15 protein-coding genes are annotated in these 14144 nt (G+C 66.5%); 8 read left to right on the top strand and 7 right to left on the bottom strand.

The window, feature by feature from the left end; translation table 11 throughout:
• Positions 1-90: 90 nt before the first annotated feature.
• Together G6N50_RS15015 and G6N50_RS15010 are read right to left on the bottom strand one after the other, a co-directional pair.
• On the bottom strand, positions 91-666 hold the full coding sequence (locus G6N50_RS15015; protein WP_083093509.1) for a hypothetical protein: 576 nt from the start codon (positions 664-666) through the stop codon (positions 91-93).
• Between the two features lie 131 nt (positions 667-797).
• Positions 798-1643 carry a GAF and ANTAR domain-containing protein gene (locus G6N50_RS15010; RefSeq protein WP_372509955.1) on the bottom strand — a complete coding sequence of 282 codons (846 nt, stop codon included), beginning with the start codon at positions 1641-1643 and terminating at the stop codon, positions 798-800.
• Positions 1644-1940: 297 nt separating this feature from the next.
• On the opposite strand from G6N50_RS15010, the gene G6N50_RS30115 reads away from it, so the two are divergent.
• The 3 genes from G6N50_RS30115 to G6N50_RS15000 all read left to right on the top strand — a co-directional run bounded on the left by G6N50_RS30115 (position 1941) and on the right by G6N50_RS15000 (position 6717).
• On the top strand, positions 1941-2390 hold the full coding sequence (locus G6N50_RS30115; RefSeq protein WP_372509954.1) for an STAS domain-containing protein: 450 nt from the start codon (positions 1941-1943) through the stop codon (positions 2388-2390).
• A complete protein-coding gene (locus G6N50_RS15005) occupies positions 2354-5365 on the top strand; it encodes an AMP-binding protein (protein ID WP_083093511.1) in 3012 nt (1003 codons plus the stop codon). Before G6N50_RS30115 ends, G6N50_RS15005 begins: the two co-directional genes overlap by 37 nt.
• Positions 5366-5616: 251 nt before the next feature.
• A complete protein-coding gene (locus G6N50_RS15000) occupies positions 5617-6717 on the top strand; it encodes a ferritin-like domain-containing protein (RefSeq protein WP_083093513.1) in 1101 nt (366 codons plus the stop codon).
• Between the two features lie 39 nt (positions 6718-6756).
• Here G6N50_RS15000 and G6N50_RS14995 read toward each other — a convergent pair whose 3' ends face one another.
• Positions 6757-7557, bottom strand: a complete 801-nt coding sequence (locus G6N50_RS14995; RefSeq protein ID WP_083093515.1) for a TetR family transcriptional regulator — start codon at positions 7555-7557, stop codon at positions 6757-6759.
• 78 nt (positions 7558-7635) lie between these two features.
• Here G6N50_RS14995 and G6N50_RS14990 point away from each other — a divergent pair, with 78 nt between their 5' ends.
• The gene (locus G6N50_RS14990) at positions 7636-8844 is read left to right on the top strand and encodes an FAD-dependent oxidoreductase (protein WP_083093517.1); all 1209 of its coding nucleotides are present in this window, start codon (positions 7636-7638) and stop codon (positions 8842-8844) included.
• 7 nt (positions 8845-8851) lie between these two features.
• Here G6N50_RS14990 and G6N50_RS14985 read toward each other — a convergent pair whose 3' ends face one another.
• The gene (locus G6N50_RS14985; protein ID WP_083093519.1) at positions 8852-9253 is read right to left on the bottom strand and encodes a hydrogenase; all 402 of its coding nucleotides are present in this window, start codon (positions 9251-9253) and stop codon (positions 8852-8854) included.
• Between the two features lie 54 nt (positions 9254-9307).
• Here G6N50_RS14985 and G6N50_RS14980 point away from each other — a divergent pair, with 54 nt between their 5' ends.
• Positions 9308-9739: a Rid family hydrolase gene (locus G6N50_RS14980; protein WP_308204199.1), complete on the top strand. Its 432-nt coding sequence runs from the start codon at positions 9308-9310 to the stop codon at positions 9737-9739.
• Positions 9740-9812: 73 nt separating this feature from the next.
• Here the strand turns inward: G6N50_RS14980 and G6N50_RS14975 are convergent, their stop codons facing one another.
• Together G6N50_RS14975 and G6N50_RS14970 are read right to left on the bottom strand one after the other, a co-directional pair.
• Positions 9813-10577, bottom strand: a complete 765-nt coding sequence (locus G6N50_RS14975) for a superoxide dismutase family protein (protein ID WP_083093523.1) — start codon at positions 10575-10577, stop codon at positions 9813-9815.
• A gap of 82 nt (positions 10578-10659) precedes the next feature.
• Positions 10660-10968: a WhiB family transcriptional regulator gene (locus tag G6N50_RS14970; protein WP_064883744.1), complete on the bottom strand. Its 309-nt coding sequence runs from the start codon at positions 10966-10968 to the stop codon at positions 10660-10662.
• A 359-nt stretch (positions 10969-11327) separates the two neighbouring features.
• On the opposite strand from G6N50_RS14970, the gene G6N50_RS14965 reads away from it, so the two are divergent.
• The 3 genes from G6N50_RS14965 (at position 11328) to G6N50_RS14955 (ending at position 13599) form a co-directional block, all read left to right on the top strand.
• Positions 11328-12158: a hypothetical protein gene (locus tag G6N50_RS14965; protein WP_179970013.1), complete on the top strand. Its 831-nt coding sequence runs from the start codon at positions 11328-11330 to the stop codon at positions 12156-12158.
• A 90-nt stretch (positions 12159-12248) separates the two neighbouring features.
• Positions 12249-12827 (top strand): sigma-70 family RNA polymerase sigma factor, encoded by a 579-nt coding sequence (locus tag G6N50_RS14960; protein WP_067834028.1) that lies wholly within the window; start codon positions 12249-12251, stop codon positions 12825-12827.
• Positions 12814-13599, top strand: coding sequence for an anti-sigma-D factor RsdA (locus G6N50_RS14955; protein WP_179970012.1), 786 nt, complete (start codon positions 12814-12816; stop codon positions 13597-13599). The genes G6N50_RS14960 and G6N50_RS14955 overlap by 14 nt, the downstream gene beginning before the upstream one ends.
• A gap of 4 nt (positions 13600-13603) precedes the next feature.
• Here G6N50_RS14955 and G6N50_RS14950 read toward each other — a convergent pair whose 3' ends face one another.
• Positions 13604-14017 carry a DUF5319 domain-containing protein gene (locus G6N50_RS14950; protein WP_007773416.1) on the bottom strand — a complete coding sequence of 138 codons (414 nt, stop codon included), beginning with the start codon at positions 14015-14017 and terminating at the stop codon, positions 13604-13606.
• Positions 14018-14144: the final 127 nt, after the last annotated feature.

The raw sequence follows: 14144 nt of genomic DNA, 5'->3' as shown, positions 1-14144 counted from the left end.
CGGCTGCTCTGCGAGATCAGCGGCGGACGGCTGACTTCATCACGGACTTGCTGGGTTCCCAACCTCTCAACGGCTACACCCAATGAGCGGTTACCGCGCATTGAGCCCCGCCAGGATGCGCAGGCCGACGGCGTGCCGACTGAGACCGGCGGCGGCACCTTCAGCCGTGAGGTGCCGCTCGGCTTGCTCGGGCGTGTAGCCCTGGCCGATGAGGGCCCCGATCGCCTGGTTGATGACCGAATCCTCGAAAGGGTTTGTTGCAGAACACTGTTCGGCAGGTGCCAGCAGGTGCTGATCGAGGACGAAGTCACTCAGCGGCCGGGCGGTGAGCCACGCGAGGTCCGCGGCCAGATCGACAAAGGTTCCCGGCGACCCCGCGTACAAGACGAGGACCACAGCCGGGAGAAGACCGACGTCACCGACACCTGACAGCGCCAGCCTCAGCGAGGTGCGGACATCACCCGTCCCTGCACCCTCGACGAATGCGGTGAGGGTGAATGGCGGGTCACTGCCGGCGACGGCCACGCTCAGACCCAGAAAGGTGGGTACTGCTGCGGTGGCATCGGCTGCGAGCTGGCGCAGACTGTGGGCGACATCGACGCCGGGCTTATCCAAAGCCGCGGTGAGAATGCCCAGGTCTGCGGCAAGGGCCGCGGTGAGGTTCACGAGAGGACTGCTCCGCTGCACGCTCCCGAGCGTGATCGAGCTTGCCGGCGCCACGCATGGCTAGTCGCTGTGCGCGGTGAGGACCCCCGAGACGCGAGTCAGGACCGGTCTCGTGACTAGTTCCTCGCTTGTTACGGTACGCCGGCTGGGCTGTCCGGCTCAGGTCGGGCGCGGGCGCGGGCGCGGCGCACCGCTTCATCGACCAGGTGTTGCGCCACATCAGCCAACTTGCGGTGCTCAGATTGGCTCATCGCCCGCAGCTGGGTGAACGCGTCCTCGGCGCTGCGCCCGGTACGTCCGCGGATGAGGCCAATCGCTTGATCGATCACCGGGCGGGTGGACAACGCCGTCTGCAACTGGACAGTTAGAGCAAGCGCGTCCGCGAGGATCTGCGCGTTGTATACAGCGACAGCAGCTGGTTTGGCGAACAACTCCCCGAATTCGGCGGCATGCTCATCGAAAACGTCTTTGGCGTAGGCATATACGTTGATCGCCCCGACCACCCGATCAGGCAGCAACAGCGGTAGCGACAGTGCACTGTGCACCCCCAACCTGCCTACGCGTGGACCGAAGCGCGGCCACATCCTCTCCCCACCCAACGACCCTGAGCGCACCGTGCGACGTTCGAGCGCCGCGGTGATGCAGGGCCCCTCGTTGAGGGTGACGTACTGAATTTCGTCAATCTCGGCAACAAAGGGAGCGCTGGCCGCCAACGCCGCGACCATGTCGTCCACCCGGTCGACATTCAGCAACGTAACTCCAGCACCGTCGGCTCCCGGTATCGCGCGGACTGCGAATGTCGCTACCTCCGCCAGCAACTCAGGCAACCGCCGATGACCGGCGACCAAACCCGCGAGATTGCTAATCGCCGCCTGTAAATCGGCGTCATCGCTACTGAGCTGCTCCGATGTCCGCGGCGCCAGCGGCGGCCCATCGGTGTCCTTGGTGTACTCCACCATCGCCGGTACCTGTTTCATAATCCTGCTGGAGCCCGACATCACTGGCGACCAGCCGTATACCCGGTACACAGCCGCCGCGAGATGACTCCATCCTACGGCGAAAGTTGGCCGGCCGGTCCATCGCGACGTTGGCCGGCCACTTCCTGCTTTGGGCATGCGGGCCGGACAGCTGTGCGTAACCCCCAACCGGTGTAGTGTCGTAGCTGCTGAGAATCTCAGCTGGTCCCGGAAGGGTTTTCGCCGCACGCCGCTGAACTCTAGGAGCGTCAGCTCCGAGCCTGACACGCCGGTGATCGTCCGCACGACTGGATCACCATGACCGACACATTATTGCGCGCTTCGGCCCTCCCGGGCGACGCCGTTTTCGGCACGCCGGGCAAGGGTCCATTAGCAAGATTGGATGCCCACTGGATGAAGTCGTCGGTAGCCGTTGTCAGCGTGCACGGCGAGATCGACCAGACGAATGCACGCACCCTCACCGAGTATTCAGTCGCTAACCTGGTGCGTTGCCGCGGGCTGATTCTTGACCTGACTCGTCTGGAATTGTTTGGTGCCGCGGGCTTCTCAGTGCTCCACCAAATCTCGGTGAGCTGCGCGCGCGCTGGACTGGACTGGGCGTCGGTACCCGGTGCTGCGGTATCGGTACTGCTAAGAATCTGCGACCCGGATGCTGCCAGCCGTGGATATCGTCAGTGCGGCACTGACCCGCCTGCAGGGTTCGGTCTCCGATGCGGGCCGGCCCGAAAAGCCGTGTGGTATCGGTGACATGGGGTAGCGACCTGATTGCCGGTCCCGCGAACCGGGTGATCGCGACCGTGCAGAACGGTATCGAGGTGCTGCGGTTCGGGGGCCTTCAGACCGGATCGCGTCCGTCGCCGTTCCACATCGTGGAACTGTGCGACATGTATCGGCTACGACGGTACTTCCCCGACGACGCGAATGATCCGTCACGGCCGCCGGTAATACTTGTGCCACCGATGATGATGTCGGCCAACGTGTTTGACGTCACCAGAGACCAGGGCGCGGTCGGAGTCCTGCATGATCTCGGCGTGGACCCGTGGGTGGTGGACTTCGGCTCACCGGACCGGCAAACCGGTGGGCTCGAACGCACTTTGAGCGACCATGTCGTCGCGCTGAGCCGGGTCATCGACTCGGTACACGCACACACCGGGCGCAAGGTCCATCTGGCGGGCTACTCGCAGGGCGGCATGTTCTGCTATGAAACCGCGGCCTACCGACGATCCGAGGGCCTGGCCAGCGTCATCACATTCGGTGCCGCCGTCGATTCGCTAAGCGGTCTGCCGTTCGGGATTCCCGCGGCCCTGGCGGGCCGCGGCGCCCAGCTGATCGCCGACCACGTCTTCAACCGTCTCTCGGTGTCCGGATGGATGGCCCGTACCGGGTTTCAACTTCTGGACCCGATCAAGACGGTCCAGGCGAGGTGGGACTTTCTACGGCAACTCCATGACCGAGAGGCGTTGCTGCCCAGGGAACAGCAACGCCGCTTCCTCGAGGTGGAGGGCTGGGTGGCATGGTCGGGTCCCGCGGTCGCCGAACTGTTACGGCAGTTCGTGGTCCACAACCGCATGATGGCCGGCGGCGCCGTGATCGATGGCACGTTGATCACGCTCGCGGAAATCACCTGTCCGGTCCTTGCGTTCATTGGCGAGATCGATGACATCGGCCAACCCGCGTCCGTACGAGGAATCCGGCGGGCCGCCCCCCGCGCCGAGGTGTCCGAGGTGTTATTGCGGGCAGGTCACTTCGGGCTCGTTGTCGGATCGACCGCCGCCACGCACACGTGGCCCACCGTCGGTAAATGGGTGTTGTGGCAAGACGGTCGAGGGCCCAGGCCCGACGGCGTACATGCGATGGAGGCCGACCCTGGCGTGGGGATCGATGGCGCTGTCGGGCTGTCGTCGCGCATCGGTCACTCGGCGGGTGTGCTGGCCGACCTGGGCATCGGCGTGAGCCTGGGGTTGGCCGACGCCGCAGTGGGGGCAGTGCGCAGCGGCAGGGAGATCGCCGGGGAGGCCGTGCATAACCTGCCCCGGCTCGCCCGCCTCGGGCGACTGCAGCCCCATACCCGGGTGTCGTTGGGCCGGTTGATAGCCGAACAGGCGAACAGAGCGCCCAACGAGGAATGCTTCCTCTTCGAGGATCGGGTCCACACCAACGCGGCGGTTGATCACAGCATCGATGATGCGGTGCGCCGCCTCATCGCCGTCGGTATCCGTCAGGGAGCCCACATCGGTGTGTTGCTGGACACCAGCCCCAGCGCCGTGACCGCGATCGCGGCACTGTCGCGGCTCGGCGCGGTGGCGGTCCTGCTACCCCCAGACGACGACCTCGTCGCCGCCGCCCAGCTGTGCGAGGTGGCCGACATCGTGACCGACCCACACCATCTGGCGGCGGCCACCGCGACCGGCGCCAGGGTGCTCGTCCTCGGTCACGGCCGCACCGCGGACTTCTGCCCAACAGAGTCGGACCGGATCGTAGAGCTGGACCGCCTCGACCTGTCCGGTGAGCGGTTGCCGCAGTGGTATCGGCCGAACCCGGGCCGCGCAGGTGATCTCGCCTTCGTGTTCTTCAGCACGACGGGCGGACGCCGGGTGATCAAAGAGGTCACCAATCATCGGTGGGCACTGTCGGCCTACGGCACGGCCACCGCCGCCGCGCTCGGCCGCGGTGACACGATCTATTGCCTGACCCCGCTGCACCATCCGTCGGGTCTGATGGTCGGCCTCGGCGGCGCGATCGCCGGCGGGTCGCGCATCGCTTTGACCCGGGGCGTCGACCCAACGCGGTTCGCCGACGAGGTCCACCGGTACGGGGTGACGGTGGTGACCTACACCTGGGCCATGCTGCTCGAACTGGTACAGGCGACGTCGCCCGAGCTTGCCGAACATCATCCGATCCGCCTGTTCATCGGAGCCGGCATGCCAATCGGGCTGTGGCACAAGGTCGCCGACCGCTTCGCCCCGGCTCGAGTGCTGGAATTCTATGCCTCCACCGAGGGGGACGCGGTGCTGGCCAATGTCGCCGGCACGAAGACCGGGGCCAAGGGTCGGCCGCTGCCGGGCAGCACCGAGATTCGGCTCGGTGGCTACGACGCCGCGACGGGCCGCTTCATCGAGGATGACCACGGCTTCGTGTGCCCCTGCGCAGACGACGAGGTGGGCGTGCTGCTAGCGAAGCCGCGCTCCGGACTCGATGCCGCACGCGTGTCGATGCGCGGGGTATTCGCCGAGGGAGACACGTGGATCACCACGGACCACCTGTTTCGCCGCGACGGCGACGGCGACTACTGGTTCGTCGACAACAGGAACACGGTGATCCAGTCGAGCCGCGGACCGGTCTTCTGCCAGCCGATCTGCGACGCCCTCGGCGACATCGCCGTGATCGATCTGGCCGTGGTCTATCCGGTTGCGACCGACACGCACGACGTCGCGGTCGCCGCCGTGATGCTTGGCAAAGACGGCGTCCTCACAGGGGAAGCCCTGACCACCGCGTTGGGCGGCCTCCCCCGCGACCAGCGTCCCGTCATCGTCCACATTGTCGACCGCATCCCGCTCACACCCTCCTACCGCCCGCTGTCGACCGCACTGCGGGAGGCGGGGCTGCCGGCGCCCGGGGAAACGACCTGGTACCACGACCTCACTGACGGCCACTATCGACAATCGGCCACCATCGGTGGCAAGCCACGACGTCTAGCCGCAGGAACCGCGAAGAGCGAGTAGGTGGCCACTCCAGCGGTCAGCCCGAGTGGTCTGCGGGCCATCGCGGCGCTCCGCACCGTGGGTTGGCCGGCCAGGTTTGTGGTCCACGGTCATCACCACCACCATCACTAGACGCTCCTGGTAACGAAGCACCCCCGGTCGATTGGCCGGGGTGCTTTCGCTCGTCAGGGGTTGACGCGCCGCCGCACTCGGGTGCAACGTGATACACGTCATATGACCACTGGTCACACCGGGCAGGAAGGCGGCCGCACATGACCACGAGGGACAAGTACACCGAAGTGCCCGCGCCCTACTCCTGGGAAGTCCCCAGTGCCGGTGACGCGCGCTTCACCTGGGAGTACGACGACGGGCGCGCCCGGCTGCTTTCCCTCTACCAAAAGGGGAAGGACAAGCAGTGGGATGCCCAGTCGCGCATCGACTGGGCGCAAGACGTCGACCCGATGAACCCGGTCGGGCTGCCTGACGAGTTCCATCCGCTGTTCGGCAGTCCGATGTGGGACTCCGCAGACGACGCACGTCGCGCCGAGATGCGCCAGCACTTCCAGGCCTGGCAGTTCTCGCAGTTCCTGCATGGGGAGCAGGGTGCGATGGTGTGCGCGGCCAAGATCGTCGAGGTCGTCCCGGACCTGGACGCGAAGTTCTACGCGGCCACCCAGACCATGGACGAGGCCCGGCACGTCGAGGCGTTCTCGCGATTCCTGCAGGACAAGGTCGACGTGGTCTACCCGATCAACAAGCACCTGACCGCACTCCTCGACGACACACTGCGCGACTCGCGCTGGGACATGCCCTACCTGGGCATGCAGGTCCTCATCGAAGGGCTCGCGCTCGCCGCCTTCGGGGTGCTGCGTGACATGTCGGCGCCGGGCTCACTGGCCAAGTCCGTGCTGGCCTATGTCATGCAGGACGAGGCCAGGCATGTCGCGTTCGGCCGAATCTCGCTGAAGGACTACTACTGCGCACTGACCGAGGCGGAGCGGGACGAGCGTGAAGAGTTCGTCGTGGACGCCTGTTACCTGATGCGCGACCGGTTCCGCGGCGAGGAGGTGTTCGAGACCCTGGGCATGGACGTCAAAGCGTGTGCCGAGTGGGTCGATACGTCGCCGCTGATGATCCAGTTCCGCTCGCACCTGTTCAGCCGGATCGTGCCGATCGTCAAGGACATCGGGTTGTGGGGCGACAAGGTGCAGGGGGCCTTCAGGGACATGGGTGTGCTCGACATGGCCGGCTCCGACATCGAGGCGTTGATGAAGGCCGACGAGGATCAGGCCGCCGCGCTGGACCAGGCACACGCCGAGATGGCCGCCCGGGCCGTCGAGGTGGACGAGGTGATCGCCGCGGGCGCGAGCTGATCCACTAAAACACCCTTGCGGATCGGGGGTGTTTTCGTTTCAGGGCCGTGACGTCGCGACGGCGCGGACGAACGCATCGGCGAAAACGTCTGTGACGGTGTCGATTTCGGGCAGTGGCCACGCGATGACGTTCGGCAAAACCGGTCGGGTCAGCAGGTGGATCATGATGGGTCCCAGGAATAGCTGGGCCAGTAGCGGCATGGGCAACTCGCGGATGCGTCCGGCACGGATCTCGGCTTCGAACCAGCGACCGAGCACGCCGAGCATGCGCGGGGCGCCGTAGGCCGCCAGCGATTGCACGGCAGGACTTGTCGGCCGCGCGAAGGCCTCGGCGAATATCGCTGGGGCGACGCGGGGTTCGCGGCTCAGCGCGTTCGCCACGGTCCGGTAGAACCCCCGCACCGTTTCGGGCAACTCACCGTCGGCGCGGGCGAGGTATTCCTCGATGTCGCGGATCGGGCTGTGCTGCTCGAAAACCACCCGCATCAACTCGTCGCGCCCGCCGAACACCGCGTGCAGGCTGTAGACCGAGCAATGTGCCCGAGCGGCAACGGCTTCCAATGTTGCTGCGGCAAGGCCGGATTCGCCGATCAACGACGCGGCGGCGGCCACGGCACGGGTGCGGACGGGGGGTAGGCCGCCGGGGTCGACTCCGGCGGCGCGGATGGCGTCGTTCAGGGCGGTGCGTGAGCCGCCGAAGCGGCGCAACAGGGTGCTTCGCGAGATCCCGGCCTCGGTGGCGATCCTGGCGACGGAAACGTCAGCCACGTCCTTGCCTAGCTTTTCCGCGGCGCGCAGTGCGGCCTCCACCACCTGTGGCGTCGACACCTGCCGAGCCATACCGCCCCCTCCACCGCGGTGATACATTACTTGATGTATCCTGCAATTGTATTCCATACTCCATGAGGAGTCGCGACCATGACGCAAGTGATGGAGACCCAGGTGTGCGTTGCCGGCGGCGGGCCGGCCGGCATGGTGCACGCCCTCCTGCTCGCCCGGGCCGGAATCCGGGTCGTCGTCCTGGAAAAGCACAACGACTTCCTGCGCGACTTCCGCGGTGACACCGTGCACCCGACCACCCTGCGGATCATGGACGAGCTGGGGTTCATCGACGAGTTCCTGCGGTTGCCGCACACCAAGATCGACCGCGTCGCCTTCGACACCGACGGCTCGATTCGGACCTTCGGCAACTTCACGGTGCTCAAATGGCTCGGCTTCTCCCAGCCGTATATCGCGATGATGCCGCAGTGGGACTTTCTCGACTTCCTCGCTGAAAAGGCCTCCGCCTACCCGGAATTCACCCTGGTGCGCAACGCCGAAGTCACCGGGCTTCTCTTCGATGGCGATCGCGTGGCCGGGGTGCGCACCCCGGATCTGGAGGTGCGCGCCGAGCTGGTGGTAGCCGCCGACGGGCGCAAGTCCGCGGTGCGCGCGGCGGCGGGGCTGCAGATCGCCGCGGCGCACTCGCCGATGGACGTGCTGTGGTTTCGGCTGAAATGGCGCCCCGGCGACCCCCAGGAACTGTTCGGGGTGCTGCGCAAGGGCCTGATGATGGCCATGATCTATCGGGGCGATTACTGGCAGATCGCCTATCTGATGCCGAAGGGATCAAACCCCCGCGACGGATCGCTGGAGGAGTTCAAGGCGCGAATCGTCGCCGCGCAGCCGCGGCTGCGCGAGCACGTCGATGACCTGAGCTCGTGGGACGACACCAGCCAACTCGACGTGCGGGTGGACCGGCTCGAGACGTGGTGGCGTACGGGCCTGCTGTGCATAGGCGATGCCGCGCATGCCATGTCACCGGCGGGCGGGGTCGGCATCAACCTCGCCGTCGCCGATGCGGTGGCCGCGGCCAACATCCTGTGCGCCCCGCTGCGCGACGGCCGCCTGACCAATAAGGATCTCGTGAAGGTGCAGCGGCGGCGCGAGCTGCCCACCCGGATCGTCCAGGCGTTTCAAGTGTTGATGCAGGACAGGGCGATCGCGCCCAATCTGAGCGGTGACCTGTCCCCGATCCGCGTCCCCAAGATCGTGGGATGGGGCCCGCTGCAGGCGATTCCGCCGATCTTCGTCGGCCGCGGTTTCCGTCCGGAGCATGTCCGTACGCCCGACGTGCACACCATCTAGTGGGGTGTCATAGCCCGATGATCACGATGACCACGCCGGCGATTGACGCCACCGCGAGCGACAACAACAGAAAGCTGACGATCCACTCCCTTGGCGCTGAGGCCTCGTGGTCGCCCGCCGCGATCGGCGCGAGTTTGCGGCCGGCGCCCCATGCCGCCGCGAGCAGGGTTGCCAGCCAGTTCGTGTAGGCGGCGTACACGATCAGCACCGCCGCCGTGACTGCCCACGCGTGGGGCAGGTGGATGTGCGGCCAGAGCAGGCCGAGCAGCACGAGGAACATGCCGTTGAGGACGGCTTCGAGGTGACTCGACAGCCCCATGCGCGGGTTCTTGAGCGCGGCGACGGCGAACCCGGTGAGCAGTCCGAGCAAGAACAGGACCAGCCCGAGCGTGAACAGCAGTGTCTGCATGCCAGCACCTTAATGGCCTCTGGCCGCGCGCGCGTTTGATTGCCGGCGACGAAGATGGCACACATGGGTACGCCGATATTCTCTGTTACTCCCGGCTATGGCGACCATCAGCTGCGGAAGTTCCACTATTCACAAGTCGTGAGGTACGGGGACCGGGTAGAGACTGCCGGTCAAGGCGGTTGGGACGAGCACTGGCGCTACAGCAAGTCAGTTCGCGACCAAGTCGTTCAGGCCTTCGACAATGTCGAACGGACATTGGCGACAGCCGGAGCCTCCTGGCGCGACGTAGTGCACGTGCACTCCTACCACCTGCCGGCCGCGGACGGCCAGATCGGGCGCGAGCACCTGGACACCATGGTCGAACAGTTCCGCCGGCGCATGGGCGACCGCGCGCCCTTGTGGACATGCATCGGCGTCGCCGCTTTGGCGAGTCCGGAGATGCGCGTCGAGATTCAAGCCACCGCCATCCTTGCGGACCAAGGCTGAGCGGAGTGGTCGACGCGAAACACCCCCGTTCCCTTGCGGATCGGGGGTGTTCCCTTTCATGGTGGCTTGAGCGTCAGCGCCCGGGCGGATAGTAGGTTGGCGTCGTCACGGTCGTGGTCGGCATCGACGTGGTCAGGCTCGGGGTGCTGGTGACGGTGACGGTGCTGGTGCTGGTGCTGGTGGACGCCGGCGGCACCACGGTGGTGGTGGTACTCGTCGTGACGCTGGTGGTCGACGAGGTCGTCGTCGCCGACGATGCGGCGATCACGCCGCAGGCCAGCCGCTTGCCCGATTCACCCGTGGGGGCGGTGGTGCCCAGGTTGTCCGCGGTCTGGTGGATGATCAGCGCGGTGCCCGAGCTGTTCCTCAGGTCGGCGGAGGTGAATCCATTGCTGGTGGTGACGAGTTTGGCCGAGCCGTCGGAGCGCACCTGCAAAGCCGTCAGGTCGCCGCTGGCCGGGTAGCTGGTGTGATCGGCCGCCTGGTAGACGCTGCCGGCGGAGTCGAAGTCCCCGGTCGAGCCCCCGCTCGGCGCAGCCGAATTGGCCTCGCACTTGCCCACCGCGTGGATTTGCAGCCCGTGGAAGCCGGGGCTGAGCACCTGGTTGGGGCCGGCCTCCACCGTCACCGTCGCATAACCGTTAGCGAATTCGAAGGTCGCATTGGCGACCGGGCTGCCGTCGGCGGTCTTCAGCTGGGTGGTCAGCCGCTCCGCGCCGGGAGTCGAGCTGGTCAGCGGCGAGGTGTTGGGCTGGCTGCTTTGCTGATTCGAGCATGCGGCTAGCGGGGCGACGGCCGCGGTAAGCGCCGCGACCACAAAGCATGCGGCCTTGTTCATTTGCGGTGCCTACCCACATTGGCCCGCGCCGAAACTGTTGTGGGCAGCGGCTAATGTCCTACGGCCGTCGGACCGTAAGTGCTCAGGCCGAGCGGCGGATGGTGCGTCCGCGGCCGATGTCGCCCTTGAGCAAGAGGTCGCGCTCGGACTCCGACAGACCGCCCCAAACCCCGTACGGCTCACCGACTTCGAGGGCGTGCGAGCGGCACTCCTGGATCACCGGGCACTGCCGGCACATCTCTTTCGCGCGCTGCTCGCGTTGCATGCGGGCCCGGCCACGCTCACCGTCGGGGTGGAAGAACATCGATGAGTCAACGCCGCGGCACAAGCCCTGCAATTGCCAATTCCAGATGTCGGCGTTGGGTCCAGGTAGCTGCTCCGGCTGTGGCATTGGTTCGTTCCCTCTCTGCACCGCCCGCTCGAGGTCAGGTTCGTAAAAGCGATTGGGTGCAACTTAAATTAAGTGGAGTGGAGTCACCGATGACTACCCGTCATGCGTAGACGTTAGGGGCGGCGGTGAATTTCCGTCAATAGCCAGTTAGCCCGACAAAGTATGTTCTCGTCTGAGCAAAATTAACTTTGCGTTCATCTCGATTGAAATTGCGAAACCTATGGCGTGCTACCAGGGAGTTGACCGAAACGAGATTTCCCAGCTCAGCGCGTGGGTGAGGGATAAGGGGATTTTATCCATGGGCTATAGTGATTAACGGTTCGGTAACATGAAGACCACAAACTGTTTACTACATCATTGTGATTGAAACTCGTCACACTTCCTTGATTGAGCGGCGCCTGGCCGCCGCGGCCTTCGGTGACCGGCCCGGCAGCTGGCCACTGCCCGCGGCGACGACGCCGGACGAGCTGTGGCTGCGCGCCGTCGCGGCCGGGGGACAGGGGCGCTACGGCGCCGCCTACCGCGACCTCGCGGTGTTGCGACGCAGCGCTCCGGCCGGGCGACTGGTGTCGTTGAGCATGAGCACGCTGGGGTCATTCCTGCGCCAACTCGGTTGGCACACCGTGGCCCGAGGCTGGGATGGGCGCGCCCTGGCGCTGGCCGGCGGCGACCCGGAAGCCAGCGCCGACGCCCTCATCGGGCTGGCGGCCGACGCGTTGGGCGTCGGGCGATTCGCGGCCGCGGCGACGTTGCTGGCCCGCGCCGACGCGCTGCTGGCGTCGCCGAACTCCGAAGCCCCGCTGCCCGACCGGTTGCCGGTGCGCCGGCGCTGGGTGGCCGCCGAGCTCGCGATGGCCCGCGGCGAGGGCGACCTCGCCGTCCGTCATGCCGGCGACGCGGTGGAACTGGCGGCGGCCATGGCCGTCTCGTCGCCGCGGCACCGGGTCAAAAGCGAGGTGGTGCTGGCCGCCGCGCTGTGCAGCGCGGGCAATCTCGACCGCGCCCGCGCGGTCGCGGACGCCGCGTTGCAGACCACCGGCAAACTGGGGCTGCTTCCACTGCGGTGGGCGCTGGCCTGCTTGCTGATTGATATCGAAAGCGTCTCATTCCCAACACATCAGCTGCACGAAATCCGAGATGTCTGCGCAGGCCAGGTGCGGCGCGCCGGTGGAACGTGGCGTTCCGCTTGAAACGGCCCTCCGCCCGTTATTGTCATTTCGTAAGTTAGCCCGGTTGGCCCGCGATGTGTCCGCTTCGTAACGTTGGAGATATCACCGTCGATGACAATTCCAGCAGGGGAACGTCTCGACGCTGTGGTCGCCAAGGCCGTGACCGGAGACCACAACGCATTGAGGGAGGTGCTGGAGACCATCCGTCCGATCGTTGTGCGATATTGCCGAGCGCGTGTCGGCACGGTCGATCGCGGTGGCCTGTCAGCGGATGACGTGGCACAGGAGGTGTGCTTGGCGACTATCACGGCGCTGCCGCGTTATCGCGATCGCGGACGTCCCTTCCTGGCCTTCCTGTACGGCATCGCGGCCCACAAGGTCGCCGATGCGCACCGGGCCGCCGGACGCGATCTCGCCTACCCGACCGAAACGATTCCCGACCGTTGGTCGAACGACGCGGGACCCGAACAGCTTGCAATCGAAGCGGATTCGGTGAGCCGGATGAGCGAATTGCTCGAGATCCTGCCGGCCAAGCAACGCGAGATCCTGATCCTGCGTGTCGTCGTCGGATTGTCCGCCGAGGAGACCGCGGTCGCGGTCGGCAGTACCACCGGGGCGGTCCGAGTTGCCCAGCACCGCGCACTGTCGCGGTTGAAGTCCGAGATGATCGCGGCAGGTGACTGTGCCTGAATCCCTGGATGAATTCGCCCGCACCGACCTGCTGCTCGACGCGCTCGCCCAGCGCCGGCCGGTCGAGGTCGAGGATCCCGACGCCGACGTGCTCACCATCCTGCTGGAGGACTGGCGCGACAACCTGCGGTGGCCGCCGGCCAGCGCGCTGGTGACGCCCGAAGAGGCCGTCAACGCGTTGCGCACCGGATTGGCCGAGCGCCGGCGCGGCCATCGTGGCCTGACCGTCGTCGGATCTGTCGCCGCGGCGCTGTTGGTGACCAGTGGTTTCGGCGCCATGGTGGTCGAGGCCCGGCCCGGAGGCACCCTGTACGGGTTGCACGCGATGTTCTTCGACCAGCCCCAGGTCCATGAGAAGCAGGAAATGCTGGCGGCCAAGGCCGACCTGGCGAAGGTGCAGGAATCGATCGACCGGGGTCAGTGGGACCAGGCCAAGAATCAGCTGACCGAGGTGAGCAGCCTGGTGCAGTCGATTGACGACCCGGCCAGCAAACAAGACCTGATGAAGCAGCTGAAGCTGTTGAACGCCAAGGTCGATGCGCACGACCCGAACGCGACGCTGCCGGTCGCGTCGCCGCCGGCGGCGCCACCCGGGCCGGCCACCGCGATTCCTGCGGAGCCACCCGCCGCCTCGGTCGCACCGACGAAGGCGGCGACGACCGCGCCGCTCAGCCCGGCGGCGAGCGCGTCGCCGAGTCCCTCAGCAGGCAAGCATCACCATCATCACGGTCAGACACCACCCCCGGTGGTGCCGCTGACTCCGAATCAGTAAGCGATCAGTGCCGGCGGTGGAAACCGTCGGCGTCCGACGTCGCTTCGTTGAGCGAGGCGTCGGCGTAGCCCCGGCAGTAATCCCACGTGACGTAGGCATCCGGCTCGGGGTCGTAGGCGGGCTCGTGCGGACGCACCGTGCCGTCGATCAGCAGCTGCAGCAGGTTGGCCCGCAGCATGTCCCAGTCGTGGTAGTGATCCTGCTGACATTCGTCGCAGCACACCACCAATCCGCGAATACCCTTGTGCGCCAAAAGCGCTTCGTACACGGCCAGATCGGCAAGGTCGGCCTCGACGGCCATCCGCTCCTGCTGATCCAGGGGCTGGCCCGGCTCGACGGCTTCCAGTGCCGCCGACGGATCACAGGGGTCGTCGGCGAAAGGGTCGGGCGGCAAACCCGGTGGGAGGTGGTCGCGCACGCCTCTAGCCTACGCAGCCCGCCCGGGATAACGCCAGCAGGGCGATGCGCGTCGGGTTTCTCCTCGCGCCGCCACGGCGCGCATCGTCACCGGGCGAAACCGAGCCGATAGGATGGGACTCTCACCC

This window comes from Mycobacterium mantenii (genome assembly GCF_010731775.1).
GTDB lineage: Bacteria > Actinomycetota > Actinomycetes > Mycobacteriales > Mycobacteriaceae > Mycobacterium > Mycobacterium mantenii.
Note: the sequence above shows the minus strand (reverse complement) of the source record. Positions and strands in the feature narration are given on the sequence as shown.

Excerpts from the sequence above, each read along its gene's own strand:
- G6N50_RS15010 (WP_372509955.1), bottom strand. The coding sequence starts at position 1,643 with ATGAAACAGGTACCGGCGATGGTGGAGTACACCAAGGACACCGATGGG.
- G6N50_RS30115 (WP_372509954.1), top strand. The coding sequence starts at position 1,941 with ATGACCGACACATTATTGCGCGCTTCGGCCCTCCCGGGCGACGCCGTT.
- G6N50_RS15005 (WP_083093511.1), top strand. The coding sequence starts at position 2,354 with ATGCGGGCCGGCCCGAAAAGCCGTGTGGTATCGGTGACATGGGGTAGC.
- G6N50_RS15000 (WP_083093513.1), top strand. The coding sequence starts at position 5,617 with ATGACCACGAGGGACAAGTACACCGAAGTGCCCGCGCCCTACTCCTGG.
- G6N50_RS14995 (WP_083093515.1), bottom strand. The coding sequence starts at position 7,557 with ATGGCTCGGCAGGTGTCGACGCCACAGGTGGTGGAGGCCGCACTGCGC.
- G6N50_RS14990 (WP_083093517.1), top strand. The coding sequence starts at position 7,636 with ATGACGCAAGTGATGGAGACCCAGGTGTGCGTTGCCGGCGGCGGGCCG.
- G6N50_RS14985 (WP_083093519.1), bottom strand. The coding sequence starts at position 9,253 with ATGCAGACACTGCTGTTCACGCTCGGGCTGGTCCTGTTCTTGCTCGGA.
- G6N50_RS14980 (WP_308204199.1), top strand. The coding sequence starts at position 9,308 with ATGGCACACATGGGTACGCCGATATTCTCTGTTACTCCCGGCTATGGC.
- G6N50_RS14975 (WP_083093523.1), bottom strand. The coding sequence starts at position 10,577 with ATGAACAAGGCCGCATGCTTTGTGGTCGCGGCGCTTACCGCGGCCGTC.
- G6N50_RS14970 (WP_064883744.1), bottom strand. The coding sequence starts at position 10,968 with ATGCCACAGCCGGAGCAGCTACCTGGACCCAACGCCGACATCTGGAAT.
- G6N50_RS14960 (WP_067834028.1), top strand. The coding sequence starts at position 12,249 with ATGACAATTCCAGCAGGGGAACGTCTCGACGCTGTGGTCGCCAAGGCC.